Here is a 6,949-nt window from a genome sequence, read left to right on the forward strand (position 1 = left end):
TCGACGCCCGGTCTGGATACCGGCTTTCGCCGGTATGACGGTTGGGGGTGATTGGGGACGCGGGATATCCGGGCAGGCCTGCGACCCCACCGTTCCCTGACATAGTTCACCTGCCCGACAAAAAAGGCCCGCCTCCCAAGGGAGACGGGCCCAGCGCGAAACCTCTGTTCGTCTAGAACTTGGTGCGCACCGTGATGCCATACATGCGCGGCTCGCCCGGGAAGGCGACGAACAGCTGGTTGGCGGTCGCGGCATTGCCGTTCTGCACGGCGCGGAAGGTGCCGCCGCCCTGCAGCGGCATGTCCGCCGTCACCTGCTGATAGCGTTTGTTGAGGAGGTTCTGCCCCCACAGCTCGACGCCCCATTTGCGGTCCTGCCCGAACAGGCCGACGCGGCCGTTGAACAGGATGTAGCCGTCCTGCTCCTTTTCGAGGTCGATGTCGGAGCCGGTGTTGATGTCGCTCTGGAAGCGATAGTCGAGGTAGAACAGCGCCGACATGTCGTCCGACACCGGCGGCGTCCAGGTGATCGAGCCTGTCGTCGAGAATTCCGACGAGAACAGCCGCTCGCCCGGCAGCTGGAACAGCACCGGCGACAGCGGCCGGCCGTTGGTGCCGGTCAGATTGTTGCGATAGCGCGAGTCGAGATAGGTGAAGCCGGCACCGAGCTGCAGGTAGGGCGCCGGATTGGCGAACACCTCGATCTCCATGCCCTCCGAGCGCACGCCCGGCTGCAACCGGTTGGCCGCGCAGGCGCCGGTCAGGGCGCTGGCGTCGCGGTCGGCCCCGTTCAGGCTGTCCTTGCAGCTCGCGATGTTGGTGACTTCGAAGTTCACGCCGTTGAAGGTGTTGAGCTGGAAGTCGTCGAAGTCCTGCCGGAAGAAAGCGACATTCACGTCGATGCCCGGCCCGTCCCATTTGATGCCGAGTTCATAGGCATCGACCTTCTCCGCCGCGAACTGCAGGTCGGCCGCTTCCGGCCGACCGTTGCCCGGCGTGTTGGCGGGCCCCGCCAGCGGCGCGACGCAGGCCGGGTTGAAGGTGGCGTTGCAGACGCGGTCGAGCGCCGAGGTATCGAGGTTGTAGCCGCCCGCCTTGTAGCCCTTCGAATAGGAGCCGTAGATCAGCAGGTTGCTGGTCGGCGTGAAGCTCAGCACGCCGGTGCCGGTCCACTCGCCGTCCTTGATGCTGGTGCCGGCCTGGGTGCCGGTGAAGCCGATCGCGGTATTGTTGATGACGCAGGGCAGGGTCTGCAGCGCCTGCAGCGGCGAGTTCACCACCAGCGAGCAGATGCTGTTGTTGGTCTGCGTCGTCGACGACAAATCCTTGCGCTCGTTGGTGTAGCGCGCGCCGACCGTCATCGAGATCAGGTCGGGCACCACCTCGAACACATTGTGCGTGAAGAAGGCGTAGTTGCGGCTGTCCTGCTTGAAGGTGTTGCGCACCACGCCGGTGTTGTTGATCGCCAGCGCCGGCTGGCCGAGCGCGGCGGCCACCGAGCCGAAGCCGGGCCGCGCCGGATTGGCGATCAGCGCCGACAGCAGCGGGATGTTGGCGCGCGCCGGGTTGCCGGCCGGCAGCGCGTTCAACGCGGCGATCGTCCCCTGCACCACCGGTACGTTGGCGCAGAACGGGTTGGTCGGCAGCACCGCCGTCGGCAGCACCTGCGCGAACAACAGGCAGTTGGCGAAGCGCTCGAAGTCGGCGCCGTACTTGATGTCGTCGTCGACGTTCAGCGTCTCGTCGGCGTAATAGGCGCCGACCAGCCAGTCGAGGCGATCGTCGAACGCCGAGCCCTGCAGGCGAAGCTCCTGCGTGAAGGTGCGGAAGCGCCGGTCGAGGTCGGTGCGCTTCAGGATATCGAGCGCGTTGAAGTCGCCGTCCTGGCCCTGCGCGTTCTTATAGTCGCGGTACGAGGTGACCGAGGTCAGCTTCGCCGAGTCCAGATCCCAGTTGAGTTCGCCCGAGAGGCCCCAGTCCTTGGTGTCGGAGCGGTAGGGCACGCCCGGCGTCGTCGCGGTCTGGCGGACGTAAAGCTGGCCCGCCGGCGCCGCCTGGATGTTGGCGCCGAGCGCGTTCATGATCGGCGCCAGCGTGTTCGGCGAGGCGACCACCTCGCCCGACGCGTTGCGCGACAGGTTGCGGATCGGGTTCTGGTAGACGCCGCCGCAGCAATTCTCGTCGCGCATGGCGTAGTCGCCGATCAGGCGGAAGCTGATGTCCTCGGTCGGCTCGAACAGCATCTGGCCGCGCACCAGCCAGCGGTCGCGGTCGTTGACATCGGGCTCGCCCGGCGTCGCCTGCCGGATCAGGCCATCGCGCTTCTGCCAGACGCCGTCGATGCGCGCGGCGATGCCCTCGCTCACCGGGCCGGTCACGCCGCCGTCAAGGCGCATATAGTTGTAGTTGCCGTAGGTGCCCGAAGCGTAGCCGCCGAAGTCGAACTTCGGGCCGGCGGTGACGATGTTGAGCAGGCCGGCCGAGGCGTTGCGGCCGAACAGCGTGCCCTGCGGGCCGCGCAGCACTTCGACGCGCTCGATCTCGCCGAGTTCGGAGAGGCCGACGCCGGTGCGGCTGCGGTAGACGCCGTCGATGAACAGGGCGACCGAGCTTTCGAGGCCGGGGTTCTCACCCACGGTGCCAACGCCGCGGATACGCGCGGTGAAGTTCACTTCGCTGGTCGCGCCCGAGACAATCAGCGACGGCGCCAGCTGGTTAAGCGCGCGAATGTCGGTAACTCCCGAATTGTCGAGCTGCTCGTTGGAGAGCGCCGACACGGCGATCGGCACGTCGGACAGCGCCTGCGCGCGCCGCGTGGCGGTGACGATGATCTCGGCATTGTCGGTTTCGGCCGCGGCGGTCGCCGGCGCCGTCGTCTGCGAACTGTCCTGCGCAAAGGCCGGCGCGGCCACGAGCAACGCAAACGACGCCGACGCGAGCAAAGTGCTCTTGGTCATCGAAATCCTCCCCAATATTTCCCCGGTACGGCTTTTCGCCTGTTTCCCGTCGTGTCGCAGGCTGTGGAGCGGCGGGCCAGCCGTCAAGCGTCGCAGGGGAGGCAGGTCCCGTTCATCTATGGAATGTGTCGGACGTGTAACAGTCAAAAAGATAGGCCCGCGCCGGGTGACGCGGGCCTTTGAAGGTATCGGCGCAGCGGCGCAGGCCGCCGCGTCGTTAGAACTTGGTGCGAACCGTCACGCCGTAGGTGCGCGGCTCCGCCAGGTAGCTGGAGAAGATCTGGTTCGCCGTGCCGAAGCCGTTGGCGGCGCCGAGCTGACGCACCTGGGCGATGCTGTTGCTGCCCTGGTACGGCGCGTTGAACGCCACCTGCTGGTAGTTCACGTTGAACAAATTCTGGCCCCAGAACTCAAGCGCCCAGCGCTTGTCCGGCCCGCGGATGCCGATGCGGCCGTTGACCAGCGCGAAGCCGTCCTGCTCCTTCTCCGGGAACAGATCCGAGCCCGTGTTGTAGTCGGACGCGAGGCGCGTATCGAGGTAGAACAGCGCGCTGAGCCCGTTGCCGCCGATCGGCGGGGTATAGGACAGCGACGCCGTCACGACATGCTCCGGCGCGTTCGACAGGTTGTCGCCCGGCAGCAGGAACAGCGCCGGATCGAGCGGCGCGCCGGTCTGGTTGCCGACGAGGTTGTTGCGGAACTTGGTGCGGGCATAAGTGTAACCCGCGGTGACCGCGAGGTAATCGGCCGGGAACATCGAGGCTTCGATCTCGACGCCCTTCGACACCAGGCCCGGCTTCACGTCACCCGGCGCGCAAGCGCCGGTCGTGCCCGACGCGTCACGGTCGGCCCCGTTCAGGTCGGTGCCGCAGGCGTTGACGTTCTGCACGAGGAAGACCGAGCCGTTGAACGTGTTCAACTGGAAGTTCTCGAACTCCTGGTAGAAGCCGGCGACGTTGATGTTGAACGAGCCGCCCGCATATTTCGCGCCGATTTCGAAGGCGTCGACCTTCTCCGGCGAGAACTGCAGGTTGGCGACGTCCGACGCGACCGGCGCCGAGAAGGGCAGGCGCAGCGCCGAGCGGTCGAGGTTGAAGCCGCCCGCCTTGTAGCCCTTCGAGTAGGAGCCGTAGCCCATCAGGTCGTCGGTGAACTTGTACGAGATGACGCCCGTGCCGGTCCACTCGCTCTCGTCGCGGCTGTCGCTGAGCTGCAGGCCATTGATGGCCGACGAGGAATTGCCCTGGCAGGTCAGGTTGATGATGCCGAGCAGCAGCGCGCGCGCCGTCGCCTGCGCCGGCGCGGTCAGCGAGTTGGCGATCGGGCCGAGCTGGGCCTGCTGCGCCGGGCAGGCGAGGTTGTTGTTCGACAGCGAGGCGTCGAAGTCCTTGCTCTCGTCGGTGTAGCGGACACCCAGCGTCACCGACAGGCGGTCGGTCACGTTGAAGATGTTGTGGGTGAACAGCGCCCAGTTCTTGCTGTCCTGATTGTAGGTCGAGCCGGCGACGTCGCCGACGCCGTTGACCGTCGACAGGCGGTTGAGGCCCGCCACGAACGCCGGCGCCAGCGCGCCAAACGGGCCCGCCGGGGTGAACAGCGTCGCCGCGCCGGCCGGGCTGAGGCAGCCCGGGTTGGCCGGGTTGCGCAGCGCCGCCGCCGGGTTGATCGTCGCGACGATGCGGCAGGCGGCGAAGGCGCCGTATTGCGAGCCGAAGGTCGTGTCGTCGAACACCGTCAGGTCCTCGGCGGCGTAATAGGCGCCGAACAGCCAGTCGAGCTTGTCGTCGAACGCCGAGCCCTGGAGACGCAGCTCTTGGCTGAACGTCTTGAACTTGCGATACGAATCCTCTCGGAACAGCAGGTCGACATTGCCATAGTCGAGGTCGGCGGCGCCGCCCGACTTATATTCGCGATAGCCAGTGATCGAGGTCAGCGTGCCGAACGACATGTCGTAGTCGGCCTGCACCGACAGACCGTAGTCCTCGGTCTTGTTCTGGAAGCTGCGGCCCGGCGAAACGGCGATGTCGCGGCTGTAGGTGTCGGTGTTGATGATGCCGCCGAGGCTCTGCAGCACCGAGACGATGCGGTTGCTCGCCGCGATGGTGGCGTCGCCCGGCACCGTCGGCGTCGTGTCGCTGCTCTCGGTGATGTTGATGATCGCGGCGCCGCAGCAGCTCTCGTCGCGCGTCGTGTAGTCGCCGATGATGCGGACTTCGAGGTCGTCGTTCGGCTCGAACAGCAGCTGGCCGCGGACGAACAGGCGGTCGCGATCGTTGGCGTCGTCGCCCGACACCACGTCGGTGTAAAAGCCGTCGCGCTTCACATAGACGCCGTCGATGCGCATCGCGAGCGTCTCGCTCTTGCCGATCGGGCCGGTCAGGCTGCCGGCGGCGCGGATGTGATCATAGTTGCCGTAGGTGAACTCGGCCGCGCCCTCGGACTCGTAGGACGGCTTCTTCGAGATGATGTTGATGAGGCCGGCCGAGGCGTTGCGGCCAAACAGCGTGCCCTGCGGGCCGCGCAGTACTTCGACGCGCTCGATCTCGCCGAGCTCGTTCAAACCGATGCCCGAGCGCGAGCGATAGACGCCGTCGACGAACACCGCGACCGAGCTTTCGAGGCCGGGGTTGTCGCCGACGGTGCCGATGCCGCGGACGCGCGCCGAGCCGTTGGACTCGCTGCCGGTCGACGACACGAGCAGCGACGGGGCGAGCTGGTTCAGCTGGCGGATGTCGCTGGCGCCCGAATTCTGCATGGTTTCGGCGGAGACCGCCGACACGGCGATCGGCACGTCCGACAGCGCGGTGGCGCGGCGGGTGGCGGTGACGATGATCTCTTCGGCACCGGCCTCGGGCGCGGCGGCGTCGCTGGCGACGGCGGCCTCGGCGGCGGTGGAAGCGGCAGCATCACCCGTGGGCTGGGTGGCGTCCTGGGCGAAAGCGGCATGAGCGGTCAGCAGCGCAACCGACGCGGACGCGAGAAGCAGACTCTTTTTCACTCGAAACTCCCCAATATACGGCGGCCTTTGAGGGGGGACCGCTCCGGGCGTGCTGGTGAAGTCAGGGGCGCGCAGCGTCAAGTGAGGTCTGCGCAATGGGCAATCGCCGTGTTAACTGTTGCCCAAGCACAACAAAATCGGGGGGGATTCCCTATGAGCAGTGGTAGGTTGGCCGGCAAGATCGCGCTGGTGACCGGCGGCGCCTCCGGCCTCGGAGCCGCGACGGCGCGCAAATTCGCCGCCGAGGGCGCCCGCGTGCTGCTTACCGACATCGACACCGACGGCGCCGCGCGCGTGGCCGCCGACATCGGCGACGCGGCGGCGTCCTGCCGCCATGACGTCACCAGCGAGGCCGACTGGCAGGCGGCCGTCGCGGAAGCCGAGGCAAAATTCGGCGGCCTCCACATCCTCGTCAACAACGCCGGCATCGCGCCCGCCGGCACCGTCGAGGACACCAGCCTCGAGGAGTGGCGGCGCGTCCACGCCATCGACCTCGACGGCGTGTTTCTGGGGTGCAAGCTGGCGCTGCCGCTGATCGCCGCGACGACGGCGCGCGAGGGCTCACGCGGCTCGATCCTCAACGTCTCGTCGATCGCCGGCATCATCGCCGCCGCCAACATGGCGGCGTACAACTCGGCGAAGGCGGCCGTGCGCCACCTCACCAAGTCGGTGGCGCTGCATTGCGCGAAGGAACGCTATGCGGTCACCTGCAACTCGATCCACCCGACCTTCATCGACACGCCCATCATCGACAAGATGATCGGCGATCGCGACCGGGCGCAGTTGCTGGCGAAGTTCGCGCGGCAGGTGCCGGTGGGCCGCGTCGGCGAGCCCGACGATGTCGCCTTTGCCGCGCTCTACCTCTGTTCGGACGAGGCGAAGTTCGTCACCGGTGCCGAACTCTACATCGACGGCGGCATCGCGGCGATGTGACCTAGGCTCCGTACCCAATAAGGTTGCGCGGTTTGTTGGTTGTTGATTCAAGGTCTCTGCTG

The 6,949-nt window shown here is 67.0% G+C and carries 3 protein-coding genes; 1 reads left to right on the top strand and 2 read right to left on the bottom strand.

What is annotated here, in order from left to right; genetic code table 11:
- Positions 1 to 172: 172 nt before the first annotated feature.
- Together ACFOMD_RS16925 and ACFOMD_RS16930 are read right to left on the bottom strand one after the other, a co-directional pair.
- Complete coding sequence (locus tag ACFOMD_RS16925) at positions 173 to 2,956, bottom strand: TonB-dependent receptor (protein ID WP_380863565.1); 2,784 nt, start codon at positions 2,954 to 2,956, stop codon at positions 173 to 175.
- A gap of 217 nt (positions 2,957 to 3,173) precedes the next feature.
- Positions 3,174 to 5,954 (bottom strand): TonB-dependent receptor, encoded by a 2,781-nt coding sequence (locus ACFOMD_RS16930; protein ID WP_380863567.1) that lies wholly within the window; start codon positions 5,952 to 5,954, stop codon positions 3,174 to 3,176.
- Between the two features lie 153 nt (positions 5,955 to 6,107).
- Between ACFOMD_RS16930 and ACFOMD_RS16935 the strand changes: the two genes are divergently transcribed.
- Positions 6,108 to 6,887: a glucose 1-dehydrogenase gene (locus ACFOMD_RS16935; RefSeq protein WP_380863569.1), complete on the top strand. Its 780-nt coding sequence runs from the start codon at positions 6,108 to 6,110 to the stop codon at positions 6,885 to 6,887.
- Positions 6,888 to 6,949: the final 62 nt, after the last annotated feature.

It is taken from the genome of Sphingoaurantiacus capsulatus (assembly GCF_042648405.1).
GTDB classification, from domain to species: domain Bacteria; phylum Pseudomonadota; class Alphaproteobacteria; order Sphingomonadales; family Sphingomonadaceae; genus Sphingoaurantiacus; species Sphingoaurantiacus capsulatus.

Coding starts and splice junctions, on each gene's coding strand:
- ACFOMD_RS16925 (WP_380863565.1), bottom strand. CDS start 2,956: ATGACCAAGAGCACTTTGCTCGCGTCGGCGTCGTTTGCGTTGCTCGTG.
- ACFOMD_RS16935 (WP_380863569.1), top strand. CDS start 6,108: ATGAGCAGTGGTAGGTTGGCCGGCAAGATCGCGCTGGTGACCGGCGGC.